Below are 1,445 nucleotides of genomic sequence, written 5' to 3'. Positions count from 1 at the left end.
CTCCTGGCTCGATAGCAGCCGGTCGAGCTGAAGGTACTCGGCGTAATACACCGGTTTGCCCTAGTACACCAGTTTGGCCTGCGAGGCTTCTGCCACGCCTCCGACCCTAGTTCGGCCCTCGCTTCCCGCGCCGACCGCGCTTCCCGGGCCGACCGCTGGCGGCAGCTAATAGGCTCAGACCATGGCGGAATCAACCGACTACCCAGTGCGAATCGACCGTCGTGTTTTCGTCCCGATGACCGATGGGGTTCGGGTTGGAGTCACCGTCTATCTTCCCGATGGACAGGGTGATGGCCCATTTCCGGCCGTGGTCGAGTCGGTTCCATATCGTAAGGACGAGGACTTCCTCGGTCCCGATTGGCGGACCTACTCCTATCTCGCCGGACGGGGGATCGCCGGTGTGAGAGTCGATGTTCGGGGCACCGGAGCCTCCGATGGAGTCGCTACCGACGAGTACACGGCTCTGGAGATGTCCGACACTCTTGAGATCCTCACGTGGACAGCCGGACAGGACTGGTGCAACGGCAACCTGGGGATGTGGGGGATCTCCTGGGGCGGGTTTTCATCCCTGCAGGCAGCCATGTCGCGCCCTCCCGAGCTCAAAGCAATCGTGGCGGCGCATGCGACTCACGATCGGTTCGCTTCCGACGTCCACTATGTCGGAGGTTCACTCCATGCTGCCGAGCAAGCTGATTGGCCGGGGAGCATGATTGCCTACAACGGGCTCCCCCCAGATCCTGAGATCGTTGGCGACCGATGGATGGAAATGTGGATGGAACGTCTCGAAGGCACACCGCAATGGCCTTTCAACTGGCTACGGCATCAGCAACGAGACGACTACTGGCTGCATGGCTCGCCCTGTGCCGACTACGGGTCAATAGAGGCGGCAACGCTCTTGATCGGGGGATGGCTCGACGGTTACGTCGACGGGATGCTGGCTCTGCTCGAGCACCTCGATTGTCCCAAGCGAGCCGTGATCGGTCCCTGGGGGCACTATCGACCGGCGACTGGAGTTCCTGCTCCGACTTACGACCATCTTGATCTCATGGCGCGGTGGTTCGGGCATCACCTTCGGGGCGACGACAACGGGGTCATGGAGATGCCGGAGTTGACGGCTTGGATCAGAACCGCCCCGCCGTACGACGGTGCCCGATCGCAGGGCTACTGGCGGGTCGAGCCTTCTTGGCCGCCCGACGACGGGATTCGCTGGCAACGGCGACTTTCCGAACTCGCTCACGACGGGTCCCTGACCTGGAGCGGCCCGCAGTGGGTTGGCTCCCACGCACCATTCTGGGATCGGGCCGGGCTCGGAAGCACGGATTCCAGCGCCGACGATTCCGCTTCCCTGGTCTTTGAAACCGAGCCTCTGGCTGAAGCCATCGAAATTCTCGGGCCTCCCGAGGTCGATCTTCATGTCACTGTCGATGAGCCGGTGGGCCTGGTAG

Annotated in this window: 1 protein-coding gene; it reads left to right on the top strand. The window is 62.7% G+C overall.

The genetic code is table 11. The features are described 5' to 3' along the window. Positions 1-181: 181 nt before the first annotated feature. Positions 182-1,445 (top strand): CocE/NonD family hydrolase (locus JJE47_12295; protein ID MBK5268204.1); only part of this gene is annotated, 1,264 nt, incomplete at its 3' end.

Source organism: Acidimicrobiia bacterium (genome assembly GCA_016650365.1).
Taxonomy (GTDB): domain Bacteria; phylum Actinomycetota; class Acidimicrobiia; order Spongiisociales; family JAENVV01; genus JAENVV01.
This window is presented reverse-complemented; position numbering and strand designations above follow the sequence as displayed.